The organism is Methylobacterium sp. B1, from assembly GCF_000333255.1.
GTDB lineage: Bacteria > Pseudomonadota > Alphaproteobacteria > Rhizobiales > Beijerinckiaceae > Methylobacterium > Methylobacterium fujisawaense.
Map to the genome: position 1 here is coordinate 1 of NZ_BACT01000302.1, position 17,584 is coordinate 17,584.

The window sequence follows — 17,584 nt, forward strand, 5'->3', positions numbered from 1 at the left end:
CTGCCCGGCGGCCAGCTCGCCACCTGCACCTTCGTGGCCGCCTCGACGGAAGCGGCGTCCGGCAGCGCCGGCCCCGTCCCGGTCGCGCCGGTATTCTGCGGGTCGGCGGAAGGCCGGGCATCGGCCTCCGGCACGCTGGCGTGCATGAAGTAGGCCGACGAGTTCTTCGCGAGCGCCATCAGCAGCCCGGCATTGAGGTCGGTATTGGGCGCGCCCTCCACGACCTTGCCGGTGCCGGGATCGACCGCCGCGTGGCACAGGGCGCAGGTGATGCCCATGCGCAGGTGGCCGCGGTCGGAGAAGGTCTTGATCCCGATGATGAAGGCCCCGCCCCTCGGCACGTCGAGCCCGGTCGGGACCAGCTCGCCGGCCCGGTAGACGCGGTCGCCGATGCGCACGTCCTTGGCCATGGCGACCTGGAGGTTCGTGGTTCCCTGACCGCCGAGCTTCGCCACCGCCAGGGCGACCGCGGTTGGTGTGAGCCCGCCGTCGAGCATGCCCATGACGTCGGTGAGGAAGACCTCGTTGCCGAACGTCTCCTGGTAGAAGGCCTGCCGCCCGCGCTCGACCATGGCAGGATCGATGGCGACCGCGCCGTTCCCCGGCGCGAGGTCCTTCCGTCCGGCCTCGGTCCCGTTGAGTCGGTCCGCCTCCGCGCGCGAGATGCGCCGTCCGAGTACGTCGAAGGCGGTCTGGATCGGGTAGCGGTCCGGGTTGAGCAGGTCCGCCCGGTCGGGCATCGGCGCGTAGCTGAAGCGGCCCACGCTCAGCGTGACACCCGCCGCGACGGTCACGAGTCCGGCGGTGATCAAGATGCGGCGCGGCCAACCCATGAAATCCGAGCGTCCTTCCAGGCCCCCGCCCGCGGAGATGCGGATCCGGACGGCCGGGCCATCAACCCCCGGATAAAGCCAGGGTTCATCCCGACGGCCGGGACGGGGTGTCGCGTCCCGGCCGGCGCCGGATCCTCAGATCTGGACCTGCCCGCCATCGGCGAACAGCTCGACACCGTTGACGAAGCTCGCCGCGTCGGAGGCGAGGAACAGCACCGCCTGGGCGATCTCCTCGGGCCGGCCGACGCGCCCGGCCGGGATCTGGCCGGCGAGGTAATCCTTGGTGGCCGCCGCCTGATCGCCGCCGCCGAACAGCGCGTCGAGGCCCGCAGTCTCGGTGACGCCGGGGCTGATCGTATTCACCCGGATGCGCCGGTCCTTCAGGTCGAGGATCCAGTTCCGGGCGAAGTTGCGCACCGCCGCCTTGGTGGCCGAGTAGACGCTGAAGGCCGGCGTGCCCGCGCTGCCCGTTGTCGATCCGGTGAGCACGATCGCCGCCCCGTCCCGCAGCAGCGGCAGCGCCTTCTGGACGGTGAAGAGCACGCCCTTCACGTTGGTGTCGAAGATGCTCTGGTAGTGCTCCTCGGTGATCGCCCCCAGCGGCGCGAAGGTGCCGCCGCCGGCATTGGCGAAGACCACGTCGATCTGCGCGTGCTTCTGCTGGACGGCATCATAGAGGCGGTCGATGTCGGCGAGGTTCGCCATGTCGCCGCGTACGCCGGTGATCCGGCCGCCGATCTGCTTCACCGCTGCGTCGAGGGCCTCCTGGCGGCGGCCGGTGATGAACACCGCGGCCCCCTCGTCCACGAAGGCCTGGGCGGCGGCGAGCCCGATGCCGCTGGTCCCGCCCGTTACAACCACAACCTTGTCCTGAAACCTGCCGGCCATCGTCGTTCTCCATCGTTCGGCTTCGTGTGCGCCGCTGGTTGGAGAGATGCCGACGGAACGATGATGCCGGTAGTCGCCAGATATGGCACTCAGCGTTCCCCTGGAGGAACGATGAGCCGCGCCGACCTGAACGACTACGTCTACTTCGCCGAGGTGGTGGCGCATGGCGGCTTCGCCGCGGCGGGCCGGGCGCTGCACCAGCCCAAATCGAAGCTCAGCCGCCGGGTCGCGGCCCTGGAGACGCGCCTGGGCGTCCGCCTGATCGAGCGGTCGAGCCGACGCTTCCGCGTGACCGAGGTCGGCCAGGGCTTCTACGAGCGCTGCAGGGCGATGATGCTGGAGGCCGAACGGGCCGAGGCGCTGGTCGCGGAGGCGCAGACCGAGCCGCACGGGCGGATCCGCATGAGCTGCCCGACGGGCCTCATCGATATCGTCGGCGCGATCTTGCGCGTGTTCCTCTCCCGGCATCCGAAGGTCAGGCTGCAGCTGGTGGCGACCGACCGGCCCGTCGACCTGATCGAGGAGCGGATCGATGTGGCCCTGCGGGTCCGGCGGGATCTGACCAGCGACGCGTCGCTGACCATGCGCTCGCTCGGGCTCTCGCGCTGGATCCTGGTGGCCGCACCGGAAGTCGCGCGCGGCCTAGGCCCCGATATCGCCAGCCTCGGCGCAGCCCCGACCCTCGGGACCCGCGACGATCCGGGCGAGGCGGACTGGCGGCTGGAGCGGGCGGATGGCCGAATTTTCACCCTGCGTCACGAGCCGCGCCTGACCTGCGGCGACTTCGCCGCGCTCTGCGACGCGGCGGCCGCCGGCCTCGGGGTCGCGTTCCTGCCCGACCATGCCTGCACCGACGCCATCGCGGCGGGCCGGCTTGTTGCCGTCTATCCGGAGTGGCAGGGGCAGCCTGGGATCGTGCACCTCGTCTTCACGACCCGGCGCGGGCTGCCGCCGGCCGTGCGGGTGCTGATCGACCACCTCGCGGCGACATTCCCGACGCTGTGAGGCCACGCGTCGTCCCCGCGCATCCGAAGGGCAAAGGTCACGCGGCGCGCCCGTCCACCTGCGCCGTCATTCCGGGCGCCGCAGGCGGGCTCGGACCGGGAGAGGCACGCCGGAGGCGGGCGATCCGGACCGCCGCCGGAGCAGATCCTGGCGCCTCGGCGTGTCAGGATCCCGGGCACCGCTGCGCGGTCCCGGGACGACGGGGCGAAGCGGGCGCGACGCGCGGCCTAATAACCCCGTGTCGCGTCGACCCCGTCCGGCACCTGACCGGTCCGGCGATAGGCCCGCAGTTTCTCCGCCACCGTGGCCGCGGCCGAGTCCATGTCGGTGGGCCCCGAGATGTGCGGCAGCACCGTCACCCCGGGATGTGACCACAGCGGGGAGTCCGCCGGCAGGGGTTCGACCCCGAAGACGTCGAGCACCGCATGCGCGAGGTGGCCGGAATCCAGGGCGGCGATCAGATCCTCGGTGACGACGATCGGCCCGCGGGCGAAATTGATCAGCGCGGCGCCCGGCGTCAGGGCCGCGAGGCGTCGGGCATCCACCAGGCCCCGCGTCTCGGGCGTCAGCGGCACGAGGCAGACGAGGATGTCGCACCGGCCGAGCATCGCCGGGAGGCTGTCGGTGCCGTGAAACGTCTCGAGGCCCGGCACGGCCTTCGGGCTGCGGCTCCATCCGACGACACGGAAGCCCGCGCCGGTGAGCCGCTCCGCCGCCGCGGTGCCGAGCGCCCCGAGGCCGAGCAGTCCCACCGTGGTGTCGGACGGCTTGCGGTAGGCATGCGGGCGCCAGACCCGATCCCGCTGCTGGCGGGCATAAGCCGGCATGTCGCGCTGGAGATAATAGGTCCAGGCCAGCACGGCCTCGGCCATGGTGCGGGCCATTTCCCGGTCGACCAGGCGGACGATCGGCAGCGGCCGGTCGAAGGCGCCGACCAGCTTCTCGACTCCGGCCCAGAGGCTCTGCACCCAGACGAGTCCCGGGAGCGCCGCCACCTCGGCCGGATCGGGATTGGCCACGACGGCGACCCGCGCCGCCGCCCGAGCCGCATCATCCATCGTCCGGAACGGGATCAGCCGCTCCTCCGGCATGGCCGCCGACAGGATCCGCAGATACTCCGCCTCCTGGCCCGGCCCCTTGCACCCGACCAGGGCGATTGCCTCCGCCATCCGCGCCTCCGCACCGTCCCGACGAACCCGTCCACATGCGGACGAAGCAGGCGCTGTGCCTGACGGGATCCGGATCGTCGAGATGGAGTGGGCGAAGGATCGACAGCAGGTGCGGTCAGCGCGCCTCGACCAGCGCCGGGTAGACGAGGCGGACGTTCCGGCGATCCTCGGGGATCGCGGTCTCGGGCCGCCTGCGGACGCTGCCGGTCACCGTCACCACGGGCTCCGTCGGCCGCAGCCGCCAGCGCTCGGCCGCCTGCAGGGCGACGCGCGGCTTGGGCCGTTCGAGATGCCGGTCCGCCCCCTCGGTGGGGACGGTGGCGAGCCCCGCGAGGGTCAGGACGGTCAGCAGGACGAGCCGAGCCCGGGGGCGGCGGGAAAGGGCAGGACGGGAGGACATGGGAAGGGCACCGCGTGGACCTCCCTGTTCTGCGCCGCGCATGTGAAGACGAAATCGAACCGAATCGATTTCCAACCCGTTCCCAACACCTGCCTACAGTCGCGGTAAATGCGCACTGTCCAGGCACAGTAAACGCTTGAGACGGGAGGACACGCGGACATGGCGAGCAAGGTCGAGGGGGGATCCGGGACGCCGGAGCGCGCGGAGATCGGCCGCGTGATCGACACGGACATCTCGGCGCGTCTGGACCGGCTGCCCTGGGGCCGCTTCCACGTGCTCGTCATCGTGGCCCTGGGCATCACCTGGGTGCTGGACGGGCTCGAGGTCACCCTCGCCGGCTCCCTGGTGGGCGCCCTGCGCCAGCCGCCGATGTCCTTCTCCGAGTTCGACGTCGGGCTGGCTGCCTCCTGCTACCTCGTGGGCGCCGTGACCGGTGCCATCGGCTTCGGCTGGCTCACGGACCGGATCGGCCGCAAGAAGCTGTTCTTCATCACGCTGGCCCTCTACCTCGTCGCCACGGCGGCCACCGGCCTGTCGTGGAACATCTGGAGCTTCTGCTTCTTCCGCTTCCTCACGGGGGCCGGGATCGGCGGCGAGTACACGGCGATCAACTCGACCATCCAGGAGCTTGTCCCGGCCCGGGTCCGCGGCTGGACCAACCTCGTCATCAACGGCTCGTTCTGGATCGGCGCGGCGCTGGGCTCGTTCATGTCGATCGTGCTCCTGAAGCCCGAGGTGATCGACCCGGCCTGGGGCTGGCGCGTCGCCTTCTTCACCGGCGGCGCCATCGGCCTCGTGATCCTGCTCCTGCGCACCTGGATCCCCGAGAGCCCCCGCTGGCTCGCGACCCACGGCTACGCGGCGGAAGCCGACCGGGTGGTCACCGGCATCGAGAAGCGCTTCACCGACGAGGGCGTGACCCTGCCGCCGGTGGACGAGAGCAAGCGCATGAAGGTCCGCACCCGCGACCACACACCCCTCTCGGAGGTGTTCAAGGCTTTGTTCGTGACGAGCCGCAAGGAGACCATGGTCGGCCTCGCGCTGATGATCGCCCAGGCCTTCTTCTACAACGCCCTGTTCTTCACCTACGCGCTGGTGCTGGAACGCTTCTATCAGGTGCCCGGCAACCATGTCGGCTGGTACCTGCTGCCCTTCGCGCTCGGCTCCTTCCTGGGCCCGCTGCTGCTCGGGCGGCTGTTCGACACGATCGGACGGCGCAAGATGATCGCCTTCACCTACGGCATCTCGGCCCTGCTGCTGGCCGGCGTCGGCCTGCTGTTCCGCCTCGACGTGCTCGGGCCGGTCGGCCAGACCGGGGCCTGGATGGTGGTGTTCTTCTTCGCCTCGGCGGCGGCGAGTTCGGCCTATCTCACGGTCTCCGAGACCTTCCCGCTGGAGATCCGGGCGCTCGCCATCGCGGCCTTCTACGCGGTCGGCACCGGCATCGGCGGCGTGTCGGGCCCGCTCCTGTTCGGCAGCCTGGTGGAGACCGGCTCGCGGGACTGGGTCCTGTTCGGCTACGGCCTCGGCGCGGTGCTGATGCTCATCGCGGCAATCGTCGGCGGGATCTGGGGCACGGCCGCGGAGGGCAAGTCCCTGGAGGAGGTCTCGAAGCCGCTGGCGGCGGCCTGAGCGCCGGCCCTCACGGGCCGTCGCCGCCGCGACCGGGGCGCTGCCGTCCGGGCGGCGCCCCGTCCATTGACGGGGCGCCGTCGCCGGTCGCCTCGCCCCGTTGGCGGCGACGGCGCCCGTCCGTCACGCCTGCTTGCGCCAGACCTGCCCGTGGTAGACGAACTTGGCGCCCTCGTTCGCCAGCGCCGCCAGACCCCGGAAGGCCGGATCGTGGACGGTGATCACGCTGGTCGGGATCTGGCGCATCATGGCGGCGAAGGGTGCCTTCTTCTCGAAGGCGGCGCGGAAGCCGCTTTCCGCGAGCACCTTGAGGATCCGGGGCGCGATGCCGCCGCCGATATAGACGCCGCTGGTCGCCAGGAAGGTCAGCGCGAGATCCCCGCAGACTCGGCCGAGCACCCGGCCGAAAAGCTCGAGCGTCTCGGCGGCATGCGGATCGGTGGCGTTGAGCCCCGCTTCGGTGACGGCGGCCGGCTCGATCTTCCCGTGCGGCTGCCCGGTCCGGACATGGGCGACCGCCGCGTGCAGCCGTGACAGCCCCGGACCCGACAGCACCGTCTCCACGGTGATGCGGTCCTCGACCCGCTCCAAGACGCGCCAGACCTTCTCCTCGAACGCGTCGACCGGGCCGAGATCGGTGTGGCCGGCCTCGGTGGACACGATGGCGAGATGCGCCGCGTAGGGCACCAGCGCCGCCGCGCCGAAGCCCGTTCCGGGGCCCAGCACAACCCGCGCGCCGCCGGGCACGGGCGGACAGGGCCCCACAGGCGTGAGGTCGTGGGGCTCGATATCGGCGGCGCCGGCCGCCACCGGCACATAGTCGTTGACCACCACCGCGGCGGAGAGATCGAAATCCGCCGCGATGCGCTGGCCGGCGATCTTCCAATGCGCGTTCGTCAGCTGGATCTCCGGCCCGTCGACCCGGCCGGCGATCGCCAGGATGGCCGAGCGCGGCGAAGGCCCGCCCCCCTTCGCCAGCGACGCCCTGATGGCGCTCGACGGATCGGGATGGTCGGCGGTGGCCTCGTGGGAAAGCAGGCGGGGCTGTTGGCCGGCCGTCTCGATCAGGCCGAACCGCGCGTTCGTGCCGCCGATGTCGCCGACCAGAACCGGAAACTCGAACATCGCAACAAGCCCCTGCTACCTGTCCCGCCGCCGACGGGATCCGCACCCGACGCGGCTTCGGCGCTACATCGGCCCCGCGCCCCGGCGCGGGCAAGTCCCATTCGGCACCGGCCGCCTCTCAATGCGGCGCGGTCGTGGTGTCACGCGGCCGGCCGATGACGCCAAGATGCGTATCGCCAAATCCGCTCGCGTATTTGAGACCATAGCCCAGCGCACGATCGAGGCCGATATGGGCGAGCCAGATCAGGGCTAATCCCACGAGATCAGGATGGCCGAGGCCAGCCGCCAGACACAGGCCGACCAGCGGCAGGGCCAGGAAGTGAGCAAGGTTGTAGAGCACGGCACCGGCCACCGGGCCGGCCGCGTAGCCCAGCATGCTCACGTCGGGGACGAACAGCAGCGCGGCGAAGATCCACCACGATTGCCCGAGCCAGCCATAGGCCGACACGGCGCCGGCCAGGATGCAGGCGCCCTCGAGCCGCAGCAGCATCCGCGACCAGCCGTCGACGGAACGGTTCGACATCGCGGCTCCCCATGATCGGCGCGCAGGACGACGGCCCGGGCCGCGGGCCGTCTGGCGAGACGGCTCAAGCCCGCGGAAGCGCGTCGGGATCGATCGCCCCCCCGGCGGCCCAGTCGCGCAGCAGCGCGCGGACGGCGGCGGGGTCGGGCAGGCGGCGGCGGGCGACGGTCTCGCCCTCGCCCACGCGTACCGCGATGCCGCCATCCTCGTTGATCGACGCGAAGGCAATCTCGTCGGTGCGGTCGTCCCCGAAGAAGACGGGTGTCCGGCCGGCATAGGGCGCCTCCGCCATGAAGGCGCGGATCGCGTGCGCCTTCGTCGCCTGCGCCGGGACGATCTCGCCGACCGCCTTGCCGAGTTGCAGGCGGTACGCGAGGCCGAGCGCGTCCGCCGCGTCCTTCACGAGCGTTTCGGCCCGAGCGGCATCGTCGGGATCCGCGAGGCGCCAATGCACCGCCACCGACGCGCCCTTGTCTTCGATCAGGACCCGCGCCAGCGCCGCGGTCTCGGCCTGGAGACGCGCGACCTGCCGGCGCAGATCCGGGTGATCCTCCATCTGGCCCCCCGTGATCGCACCGCCGACCCGGCGCTCGACGCCGTGAAGGCCGGCCGCGTCCAGGCGGGACGGCGTCAGAAAGCCGTCGATCACCGTCACCGGCCGGCCGGTCACGATCGCCAGCGCCCCGTCGAGGCGCGCCCGGAGCCGCTCCAGATCCTCCACCAGCCCCGGCTCGACCTGCACGGCGTCCGGCCGCGGCGCGATCTCGGTGAGCGTGCCGTCGAAGTCGAGGAAGAGGGCGATGTCCATCGCGGGCGATCCCGGGCTCGAGTGTCGGCGACGGGCTAGCACGGGCGAGGCCGACGACAAACGCCGGTCGCGCCGCCCTATCTGTATCCCCACAGGCACGTCACGAGGTTTCCCATGAGAGGATCGCCCTTCCGGCCCGTTCCGGATCCGGTGAGGCCCGGCGAGGAGAGCGTCTGGGACTATCCGCGGCCGCCGCGGCTGGAGCCCGTCCGGGAGCGACTGCGCGTGGTGCTGGGCGGCGATACGATCGCCGAGACCGTCTCCGGCTTCCGGGTGCTCGAGACCTCGCACCCGCCGACCTACTACCTGCCGCCCGCCGACATCGCGGAGGGAACGCTCGTGAATCCGCGGCGCGGCGGGATCTGCGAGTGGAAGGGCCAGGCGGTACTGTTCGACGTGCGGGGCGGCGACCGTCTCGTCCCCGGGGCCGCCTGGGCCTACCCGGACCCGACCCCGGATTTCCGCGCGATCGCCGGCTATGTCGCGTTCTACGCCGGCCCGATGGATGCCTGCTTCGTCGGCGCGGCCCAGGCGACGCCGCAGCCCGGAACCTTCTACGGCGGGTGGATCACGCCCGGCATCGTCGGACCGTTCAAGGGCGGTCCCGGAACGATGGGCTGGTGATTTTCCAGCCCTCCCCTTCTACCTTCCGGACCGCCACGACGAGGAGACCGCATGAGCGCGCTGACCGAGACCGATCCGACCGGCGCCGGGTTCAGCCCGGAAGGTCTCGCCCGGATCGCGCCATGGATGGACCGCCTCGTCGACGAGGGCCGGCTCGCCGGCCTGTCGGTCACCGTGGCGCGGCGCGGCCGTGTCGCCTTCGCGCGCGCCTGCGGTCAGGCCGACCTCGCCCGGGCGACGCCCTTCACCCTCGATACGGTGACGCGGATCTACTCGATGACCAAGCCGCTCACCTCGGTGGCGGTGATGCAGCTCTACGAGCAGGGCCTGTTCCAGCTCGACGATCCGATCTCCCGGGTCCTGCCCGAATTCGCCGAGATGCGGGTCGCCGTGGGCGGCAACCGGGCGAAGCTTGAGACCGAGCCGGCCCGCCGGGCGATCACCGTGCGGGACCTGCTGACTCACACGGCCGGGCTGACCTACGGCTTCATGGAGGCGACCCTCGTCGATGCGCAGTATCGCGAGCACGGCGTCGACTACCTGGCGCGCGAGGGCACGCTCGCCGAGATGACAGCCCGGGTGGCGAAGCTGCCGCTCCTCGCCCAGCCGGGCAGCGCCTGGAACTACAGCGTCGCCACCGACGTGCTCGGCCAGTTCGTGGCCGCCCTGAGCGGTCGTCCGTTCGCCGACTATCTCCGTGAGGCGGTGATCGGGCCGCTGGGCATGATCGATACCGACTTCTTCGTCCGGCCGGAGCTGATGCCGCGCTTCTGCGCCACCTACGCGTATGACCGCGCAAGGCAGCTGCGCCTGTTCGACGATTCCGTAGAGACGGCCTTCGCGAAGCCGCCCGCCATCGCGTCGGGCGGCGGCGGCCTCGTCTCCACGGCCGCCGATTACCAGCGCTTCTGCCGGATGATCCTCAACCGCGGCACCCTCGACGGCACCCGCCTCTTGGGCCGCAAGACCGTGGAGTTGATGCTGTCGAACCACCTGCCGGGCGATCTGGCCGCGATGGGCACGCCGCGCTTCGCCGAGACTTCATACACCGGCATCGGCTTCGGTCTGGGCTTCTCGGTGATGCTCGATCCGGCCCGCGCCCAGATCCTCGGCACGCCCGGCGAGGTCGCCTGGGGCGGCCTCGCCTCGACGGCGTTCTGGATCGATCCCGCCGAGGATCTGTCGGTGGTGCTCATGACGCAGCTCGTGCCGTCTTCGGCTCTGCCGATCCGGCGCGAACTGCGCGTCCTGACCTACGCGGCCCTGGCCGATTGAAGGCCGGTGCCCCTCACTCCGCGGGGGGCGCCTCGGTGGCGGCGGGCTTCTGGGCCGGTTTGGCACCGGCCTTGGCGGTCGGCTTGGGGGCGGCGCTGGCGTACTCCGGATCGGTGCGCGGACCGTTCGGACCATTGGTCGGGCCCGGGAGCTGACCGGGCGCGAGATCGGTGACCTTGGTCCAGGTCTGCGACTTGCACAGGAACGCGATCAGGCAGCCGCGCACCGTCAGCTCGCCGGGCGTGTCGGTCCAGATGGTGACGTCGTAGGATTTGCCGTCCTCGGAATTGTAGATCTTGCCCTCGAAATGGGCGTCCGCGTTCGGCTTCAGGCCCAGGATCAGCTGGTGACCGAGCGACGGCCGCGCCTGCTTCTTGGGATCGGGGTTCTTGAAGTCGATCCGCGGCTCGCCCTTGTCGTTGAGCGGAACCTTCAGCCAAACCACGTAGCCACAGAGCCGGTCGCCCGCGGTCCCGCACTTCTCGAGACGCACGCGCGCCCGGCCGTCCTCGGTGAGGTAGGTGCCGCTGGGATCAGTGGGCGTCTTGGCCTGGGCCGTGCTCGCCAATGCCGAGAGCGCCAGGATTGCGAGCGGCGCAACCCGGCGACCGATCGATGTAAACCGCATACCTGAACTCCCATCCCTCGCGAGTCGTGATGGAGCCTTGACCGCCCGCCCTCGCGTAAACCGCTTTCGCGCGCGGAAAGACCGCTCTCTCCGCGCCATCGCGCCCGCGCCGAGCCGAGAACCGGACGACGTGCGCATCATGCCCGCCCTGTCCCGCGCGAAGTTGTCCGCATCATGACAACCCAACCGCAGTGTTGGGGCGTAATCGGCCCTGGGAAACGGGGTCTCGCGGTCAGATCCGCGTCGGCGGCAGGCTTCGGTCGGGTCAACGTGCGCCCTGCATGAGCATCACGGAGCGCCAGCGCCCGGGCTTGCGGCCGCCACGCCCGCAAGGATGCGACAGGCGTGAAGCCGAGGCTTTCATGCAATGCAATCGAGGCGGGAGAGCCGCTGTCGGCGATGATGGGGACCAGAGTTCGGCGGTCGATCTGCTCGCTACCCGCGACCGGGGTCGCAAGCGGGCGGCGCCCGCCGCGGCCCGACCGAGCGCCGTGGATCAAATCCTCGCGGGTCGAGGGGCAGGCGGCGCGCTGGCGCTAAGGACCGGCATCGGCATAGCCCGCAACCGTGTCGGCTCAATCGGCCACGACACGGGATAGCCGCCTCCGCGCAGGACTTCGTAGCCGCGCCTCATTTCCGAGAGCGTCGGCGGCTCCCTCTCGACGCTGGCCGTGCTCGCAGTGACGGCGTCACCGTAGATCGCCGCGATGGCAGAACGATCGGCCCCGGTGGTCGAACGTATCACGTCTGTCACGGCGGCCCGTTAAGCGAAGTCGCCAACCACCGGCAATGGCACGGAGCTATCTCGGGCGGGCACGGCCACCGCAGGCGGGCAACCGTGACGCTGCGGCGGGATGGTCGCTTGGCGACTGATCCCGCAGGCTCGGAGAGCCGGTGGATTACTCGGCGGCGGACATCTCGGTAGTGAAGTGGCCGCACCAGTCTTTGGAGGCGACGACCGGCCAGAGGCCCTTCGACTCCGGGGCGGGCTGGCTGACCGGCGGATTGAAGCGGCAGAGGCCTTCGTCACCCTTTGCCTGGGCGCCGTTGAGCTTGTGATCGTCGAAGAAGCGGCAGCTCTCGCAAGCGGCGTTCGCGGTACCGGCCATCGGTCTCTCCATCGGCTGACTGGGGGTGGTGGAACCGTTTCGGGATCGTTCCCCCGACAGTTCTTAATTAGAATAGCTCGAAAGAACGGTCAACGGGCAGGCTTGCGCGGAGCTTGCGTCGGGCCACGCAAGCTGGTGGTGGCCGAAGGCGAACGGGGCAGCCGCTGCGACGACGGCTGAGCGGCGGTGTTTCGAGATTCCGGCTGTACCCGCGGAGGTTGCAGCCAGGATCTGGGCTGGCCCCGAGGACGCCCGCGCAGCCGGCATCGACTCGGTGCGACCGGGTGAGGTTCGAGAATGCGAAGAGGCCGGATTCTCAGGGAGAATCCGGCCTCGGCAATAGACACTTGTCGAATTAGCGTCGTCGCTACGCGATCCCGTCGCCTACGACGGCATCGCGTGCAGACAGGCTAGCCCTGCTTGGCCTTCTTGTTGGCGTTGTGGTGACCGATGGCGCAGCCAGCGGCAGCGCCCATCTTGCCGTGGCCCGCCATATGTCCGGCAACGCCACCGACCACGGCACCCTTGAGGCAGCCCTTTGCCTCGGCCGGCGCGCCGGTGAGCAGGGCCGCGATGGCCAGGGCAGAAGCGAAGGCGATCCGGTTCGTCATCGACATGTCTCCTTGCAGTCGACCGGAAACGGCTGCGCGGTCCGACCCGTTCCATTGGGGGCCGGGACCGGGACGCGCCTGTTCCGGTTCACCGCGATGGGCGCGGTCAGCGCGCGAGACTCGCCACCAGTCGCACGAGGTCGGACTGGCGTGTCGCGCCGGTCTTGGCGAAAATCGCCTTCAGCTGCGAGCGGGCGGTTGCCGCAGTGATCGCAAACCGCGCTGCGCTCTCCGCGAGCGAGGTGCCAGTCGACAAGGCCAGGGCGAGACGTGCCTCCGCGGGAGTCAGCCGATAGACCGCCTGGAGAATGGTGGAGGTCGGCACCGTCATGGTCCCGGGAACGCTGCAGAGGAGGAGCGTGCTCGCTCCCCCGAACAGGCCGCGGGTCGGTCCGACCAACGGCACGACGTGGATCACGATGGGCGGCGCGTCCTGTCGCGGCACCACCACGGAGGAGATGGGCGGGCGGCCGAAGGGCCGCGCCAGGGCTTCCAGCTGCCGGGTTGCCTCCGGATTGTCCGCAGTGAGGCGACCGCCCGTGAGCTTCAGGTCGCGACCGAGGAGCGCGCCGAAGGCGTCGTTCCAGCGGAGCGCGCGCCCCTCGAAATCGAGGATCAGGGCGGGCCGGTCGATCAGCTCGAAGGCCTGCGTCAGCCCCGCCAGGCGGGCCTGCTCCACCATCGACGTCAGCAGAGCCGCGCGCTGCAGAAGCGGCGACAGGGTGGCGAGGCGCCGTTGCTCGTGTGCCTCGTACGGCCCCTGCTCCACCGTCCGCTGCAGGGACAGGCACCAGAGACGACCCTTCACTGCGAAGCCGATGCCGGCGAACCAGCGCAGGCCGCGGGAGGCGAGCAGATCCTGGTAGAAGGGCAGGCGTGCGACTTCCTCAGGGGTGGTGAAGTCCTGATCGACCGCGATCCCGCGCGTCCGCATGAACGGGATTCCGCGCAGGCGGTGGTCGTCGCGGTGCCAGCCTTCGTCGAAGTAGCGGCGCGATGCGTCGGCGAGCGACGCGGTGCAGAGCGATTCAAGGCTTCTTCGATCGGACCGGAGGAGCAGGGCTCCCTCGCTGCCGGACGCCCGCACGGTGCGCTCGGCCAGATCAGGCCAGCGCGCAGGATCGACGACCGCCTCCTCGAGATCTTCCCGGAACCCTGTCTCAAGGTCGTCGCGCAGGCGAGCGAAGAGATCCGGCCTCACGCCCGCCATGCGGCACGCCCTCCTCGCAACGAACAATGCCGTCCGGCACCGCGCCGCAGAGTTTCGACCCGCAGCTCGGACCGGCTTTCACCAGCGAACTATAAATCACGTCGTTAAATCCGAGCAAGCGTCCGGATGTATACAGCTTTCGATCGAGAGTACCGAAGTCTGAGGTGTCGGGATCTCGACGGGACCGCCTCGTCCAGCGGCTCGAACGTCGGGCCTTTTCATTTCGCGCTATCTCGAAGGTCGCGCCCGCAGGCGAGCCCGACGTCCCACACGGGCGGGAGTCCGCCTCCGCAGTTTGCCACGGCTTGCGATTTACAACCTCTGATAGAATTGGGAAAAGCCGGGTTCAAGCCTCGTTAACCAAGCTTTGCGATTGTATCGCGGTGCGCGGCTCGATCATGGGTTGTCTTCGAGCGAGCGCAGTCGAGCAGGATGCGGCTGAGGTCGATGGCGTTTTCCCTGTCTGGATTCCGCGGCGCGCCGTCCCGGCACGCCCGTCGCCCGGCCGGCGTCCTGGGGGTCGCCGTTGCGCTGCTCGGCTGCGCCCCGCTGCTCGCGGGCTGCATGTCGAGCCGTCCGCAGAGCGCGACGCGCGCGGGAACCGACGTGACCCAAACCGGCACCATCTCGGAGGGCCTGCCGCCCGCGCTGGTCGCCGCGGCGCAGGAGGAGGTCGGACGCACCATGCGCCTCGGGCTGGCGAATTACCGGCTCAATGTCGGCGACAATGTCGAAGTCTCGTTCCTGATCGATTCCAGCGTCGTCCAGCCGACCTACCGGCTGAATCCGAACGACGAGTTCGACGTCGATTTCCGCACCCATCCGGAGTACAACCGGACCGTGATCGTCCGGCCGGACGGCCGGATCTCGCTGCCCGGCAAGAACGGCATCAAGGTCGCGGGGCTGTCACCGGAAGCCGCGGCCGCGCTGATCAAAAGCACCTACGACGACGTGCTGATCGACCCCGTCGTCACGGTGATGCTGCGCCGGTTCCGCACCGTGACGGACGATTTCCGCGACCTCACCCAGCGGGCCGATATGGGCCGCGTGAAGGTCCTGGCGATCGAGCCGGACGGCAAGATCAACCTGCCGATGGTGCCAGCCGTCCAGGCGGCGGGCCGGACCGTGCACGAGGTCGCCGGCAGCCTGAACGCCGCCTACAAGCACCAGCTCGCCTCGGTCACGACCAGCGTGCGGCTCGCGAGCCTCGTCCCGGCCAACACCATGGTGTTCGGCGAGGTGCGCGCCCCGGGCCCGGTCAGCCTTCAGGGGCCGCGGACCCTGGCTCAGGTCCTGGGCTCGGCCGGCGGCGTCCTGCCGACGGCAGCCGGCGAGGCCGTGCGCATCATCCGCTTCGACGCGGAGGCGGCCGGCAGCGTCCGCATCGTCGATATCAGCCAGCCGGGGCTCGCGGACTCGATCGTCGTGCCGCCCAACGCCACCGTCTACGTGCCGCCGTCGCTGCTCGCGAAGACCGCCCGCGCGGTGGATCTCGTGGTGCGCCAGATCCTGCTCTTCAACGGGACCGGCTTCGGCGTGAACTACATCACCGGGCCGTCCGCCAGCACCTCCAACACCGCCACCGTGAGGTCCGGCACGTGAGCCAGACCGACCTGACCGCCGCCGACGCGGGCGAAGGCCCGGCCTTCGACCTCCGCGACGCCCTCGCGGCGCTGTTCCGGCACATCCGGCCGGCCCTGCTGATCCTGGTCGCGGCCATCGTCGGCGCCGGGATCTACCTCCTGCTGACCCCGGCCGAATACACGGCGGACGCCAAGCTGATCATCCGTCTCGGGCGCGAGAAGGCGGGCGCCCCGCTCCAGGGCGGCGCGAACCAGAACTACATGTTCTCCGAGCGTGCGCAGAACGTGAACAACGAGATCGAGATCCTGCGCGACCCCAGCATCGTGCGCGACGAGTTCGCGGCGCTGAAGCAGATGACGCCCACCGGCGATCCCGGCCCGCCCCCCGCGGACTGGATCGACTGGTTCATCTACCAGGGGCGCCAGGTCCTGCGCAGCGCCAAGGCGGTCAAGACCTGGATCGTCGAGACGGTACGGGTGCCCTTCGAGGCGGTGGGCCTGCTGCGACACCTCACGCCGGACGAGAAGCTCTACGAGGCCTATCTCGCGGCCTTCAAGGTGGCGTTCGTCAAGGAGACGGACGTGATCGTGACCGGCTTCACCTGGACGGATCCGCACTTCGCCGCGCAGGCGCTCAACCGGCTGCTCGACGCCTACAAGCGCCGGCACGTGGAGGTCTACGCCGACGAGACGCCGGCCTCGTTCTACCAGAGCAAGCTGGAACGCGCCCGGGCCGACCTCGCCGCCATCGACGCGCAGCTCGCGACCTACCTCAAGGGCAACAACACCGCGAGCTTCGAGATCGAGCAGCAGAACGACCTCGGCACGCTGGCCGACCTCGCCAAGCAGAAATCGGCGGCGCAGATCGAGCGCGAGGTGGTCGAGACCCGTCTCAAGCGCACCCGCGAGGCCGGACCCGACCGCTGGCAGCCGACGCCCTCCGACGCCGACCCGACGGTCACCGCTTTCGACCAGCGCTGGGCGGACCTGAAGACGAAGCGTGCCGAACTCGCGGTCCGGTTCCGGCCGACCGCGCCCGAATACGTGAGCCTCGACCGCGATCTCGCCGCCCTGGCGCGGCAGAAGTATCAGTCGCTCCTCGCCGCCGACACGGCGAAGCTCGCCGTGCTGGCCGAGAAGATCCAGAGCATCACGGCGATTGAGCAGACGCGCCGCAAGGCCGCCATCGGCCAGAGCGACGCGGCGCTGGCCTATGGCCGGCTGACCCAGCAGAAGGGCCTGCTCACCGACGAGATCACCGAGACGCAGAAGCGGATCGACGCGCTGAAGACCGGCACCGGCCTCGACGCGCAGGCCGTCACGTCCTCGGCCCTGGTGGCGCGCGCCGTGCCGCCGCGGCTGCCCTCCGGCCCGAACCGGCCGCTGATCCTCGGCCTCGCGGCCGGTCTCGGTCTGCTCGCCGCGCTGGCCTACGTCGCCCTCGCGGAGATCCTGGCCCAGACCTACCGCAGCGCGTCGGAGGTCGCCCGCTCACTGCGGGTGCCCGTGCTGGCCGCGGTGCCGCTGCAGACAGGAACCGCCGGATGATCGCCGCCGCAGCCGCCCCCCGCATCGATCCGGCGATCCTCGAACCGGCGCTCGTCCAGCTCACCCGGAACGAGGCGCGCGTGCGCCGGGTCGGCATCACCGCGGTCCAGACCGGCGAGGGCGTGAGCACGCTCGCCCGCGAACTCGCCGGCGCCTACGCCCGGCGCGGCCGCAGCGCCGTGCTGATCGAAGCCAACTGGTCCCGCCCGTCCCTCGCCGAGGCCTACGGACTGATCGGACGGCCGGGCTTCGCCGACATCGTCGCCGGGGCGGTAGCGCCGAGCCGCGGCGTCCACGCGGTCGCCGACGGCCTCAGCGTCGTACCCGCGGGAACCCCGGCGGCGATCCGGAAGGCGACCTTGGACGACGGGCGCGTCGAGGATTTCCTGGCGCTGGTCGACGAGCGCTTCGATCTCGCCCTCGTGGATTGCGAGCCGATCACCGAGATCGGCGACGCCGCGGCGCTTTCACCGTTTGTGGACGGCTTCATCGTGGTGATCGGCGCCGAGCGCACCCGCCGAGCCGTGGCGCAGCAGGCCCTGGCCGACCTGAGGGCCGCCGGGGGTGCCCCGCTGGGCGTGGTTCTCAATCGCACCCGCAGACCGATCCCGAA

At 70.6% G+C, this 17,584-nt stretch carries 17 protein-coding genes and 1 pseudogene; 7 read left to right on the forward strand and 11 right to left on the reverse strand.

The window, feature by feature from the left end:
• Both I53_RS08845 and I53_RS08850 read right to left on the reverse strand, forming a co-directional pair.
• Nucleotides 1-833: pseudogene (locus tag I53_RS08845) on the reverse strand (cytochrome C oxidase Cbb3); the annotation flags it as partial.
• Nucleotides 834-968: 135 nt separating this feature from the next.
• The gene (locus tag I53_RS08850; protein WP_043349326.1) at nucleotides 969-1,721 is read right to left on the reverse strand and encodes an SDR family NAD(P)-dependent oxidoreductase; all 753 of its coding nucleotides are present in this window, start codon (nucleotides 1,719-1,721) and stop codon (nucleotides 969-971) included.
• 111 nt (nucleotides 1,722-1,832) lie between these two features.
• Between I53_RS08850 and I53_RS08855 the strand changes: the two genes are divergently transcribed.
• On the forward strand, nucleotides 1,833-2,726 hold the full coding sequence (locus tag I53_RS08855; RefSeq protein ID WP_043349329.1) for a LysR substrate-binding domain-containing protein: 894 nt from the start codon (nucleotides 1,833-1,835) through the stop codon (nucleotides 2,724-2,726).
• Nucleotides 2,727-2,953: 227 nt separating this feature from the next.
• On the opposite strand, the gene I53_RS08860 is transcribed toward I53_RS08855, so the two are convergent.
• Nucleotides 2,954-3,895, reverse strand: coding sequence for a glyoxylate/hydroxypyruvate reductase A (locus I53_RS08860; RefSeq protein WP_043349331.1), 942 nt, complete (start codon nucleotides 3,893-3,895; stop codon nucleotides 2,954-2,956).
• Nucleotides 3,896-4,010: 115 nt separating this feature from the next.
• Nucleotides 4,011-4,295: a hypothetical protein gene (locus tag I53_RS08865; RefSeq protein WP_236961717.1), complete on the reverse strand. Its 285-nt coding sequence runs from the start codon at nucleotides 4,293-4,295 to the stop codon at nucleotides 4,011-4,013.
• Nucleotides 4,296-4,454: 159 nt separating this feature from the next.
• On the opposite strand from I53_RS08865, the gene I53_RS08870 reads away from it, so the two are divergent.
• Nucleotides 4,455-5,927, forward strand: a complete 1,473-nt coding sequence (locus I53_RS08870) for an MFS transporter (protein ID WP_043349334.1) — start codon at nucleotides 4,455-4,457, stop codon at nucleotides 5,925-5,927.
• 123 nt (nucleotides 5,928-6,050) lie between these two features.
• Here I53_RS08870 and I53_RS08875 read toward each other — a convergent pair whose 3' ends face one another.
• The 3 genes from I53_RS08875 to otsB form a co-directional block, all read right to left on the reverse strand.
• Entirely contained in the window at nucleotides 6,051-7,052 is a 1,002-nt protein-coding gene (locus I53_RS08875; RefSeq protein ID WP_043349337.1) for a glucokinase, read from the reverse strand.
• A 118-nt stretch (nucleotides 7,053-7,170) separates the two neighbouring features.
• Entirely contained in the window at nucleotides 7,171-7,575 is a 405-nt protein-coding gene (locus I53_RS08880; RefSeq protein WP_043349338.1) for a DUF4260 domain-containing protein, read from the reverse strand.
• A gap of 64 nt (nucleotides 7,576-7,639) precedes the next feature.
• Nucleotides 7,640-8,383, reverse strand: a complete 744-nt coding sequence (gene otsB, locus I53_RS08885) for a trehalose-phosphatase (RefSeq protein ID WP_043349341.1) — start codon at nucleotides 8,381-8,383, stop codon at nucleotides 7,640-7,642.
• Nucleotides 8,384-8,497: 114 nt separating this feature from the next.
• Here otsB and I53_RS08890 point away from each other — a divergent pair, with 114 nt between their 5' ends.
• Nucleotides 8,498-9,007, forward strand: coding sequence for a DUF427 domain-containing protein (locus tag I53_RS08890; protein WP_043349342.1), 510 nt, complete (start codon nucleotides 8,498-8,500; stop codon nucleotides 9,005-9,007).
• 51 nt (nucleotides 9,008-9,058) lie between these two features.
• Nucleotides 9,059-10,282, forward strand: coding sequence for a serine hydrolase domain-containing protein (locus I53_RS08895; protein ID WP_043349345.1), 1,224 nt, complete (start codon nucleotides 9,059-9,061; stop codon nucleotides 10,280-10,282).
• A gap of 13 nt (nucleotides 10,283-10,295) precedes the next feature.
• Here the strand turns inward: I53_RS08895 and I53_RS08900 are convergent, their stop codons facing one another.
• From I53_RS08900 to I53_RS08915, 4 genes are all read right to left on the reverse strand, one after another.
• Complete coding sequence (locus I53_RS08900; RefSeq protein WP_043349347.1) at nucleotides 10,296-10,910, reverse strand: DUF2147 domain-containing protein; 615 nt, start codon at nucleotides 10,908-10,910, stop codon at nucleotides 10,296-10,298.
• 899 nt (nucleotides 10,911-11,809) lie between these two features.
• Nucleotides 11,810-12,019 carry a hypothetical protein gene (locus tag I53_RS08905; protein ID WP_043349361.1) on the reverse strand — a complete coding sequence of 70 codons (210 nt, stop codon included), beginning with the start codon at nucleotides 12,017-12,019 and terminating at the stop codon, nucleotides 11,810-11,812.
• 410 nt (nucleotides 12,020-12,429) lie between these two features.
• Nucleotides 12,430-12,630, reverse strand: coding sequence for a glycine zipper 2TM domain containing protein (locus tag I53_RS08910; RefSeq protein ID WP_043349362.1), 201 nt, complete (start codon nucleotides 12,628-12,630; stop codon nucleotides 12,430-12,432).
• Nucleotides 12,631-12,736: 106 nt separating this feature from the next.
• Nucleotides 12,737-13,840: a helix-turn-helix transcriptional regulator gene (locus I53_RS08915; protein WP_043349349.1), complete on the reverse strand. Its 1,104-nt coding sequence runs from the start codon at nucleotides 13,838-13,840 to the stop codon at nucleotides 12,737-12,739.
• Between the two features lie 447 nt (nucleotides 13,841-14,287).
• Here I53_RS08915 and I53_RS08920 point away from each other — a divergent pair, with 447 nt between their 5' ends.
• The 3 genes from I53_RS08920 to I53_RS08930 all read left to right on the forward strand — a co-directional run.
• Nucleotides 14,288-15,442: a polysaccharide biosynthesis/export family protein gene (locus I53_RS08920; protein WP_043349351.1), complete on the forward strand. Its 1,155-nt coding sequence runs from the start codon at nucleotides 14,288-14,290 to the stop codon at nucleotides 15,440-15,442.
• A complete protein-coding gene (locus tag I53_RS08925) occupies nucleotides 15,439-16,971 on the forward strand; it encodes a Wzz/FepE/Etk N-terminal domain-containing protein (RefSeq protein ID WP_043349353.1) in 1,533 nt (510 codons plus the stop codon). The genes I53_RS08920 and I53_RS08925 overlap by 4 nt, the downstream gene beginning before the upstream one ends.
• A partial coding sequence (locus tag I53_RS08930) for a CpsD/CapB family tyrosine-protein kinase (protein WP_043349355.1) occupies nucleotides 16,968-17,584 on the forward strand: 617 nt, incomplete at its 3' end. The genes I53_RS08925 and I53_RS08930, both read left to right, overlap by 4 nt.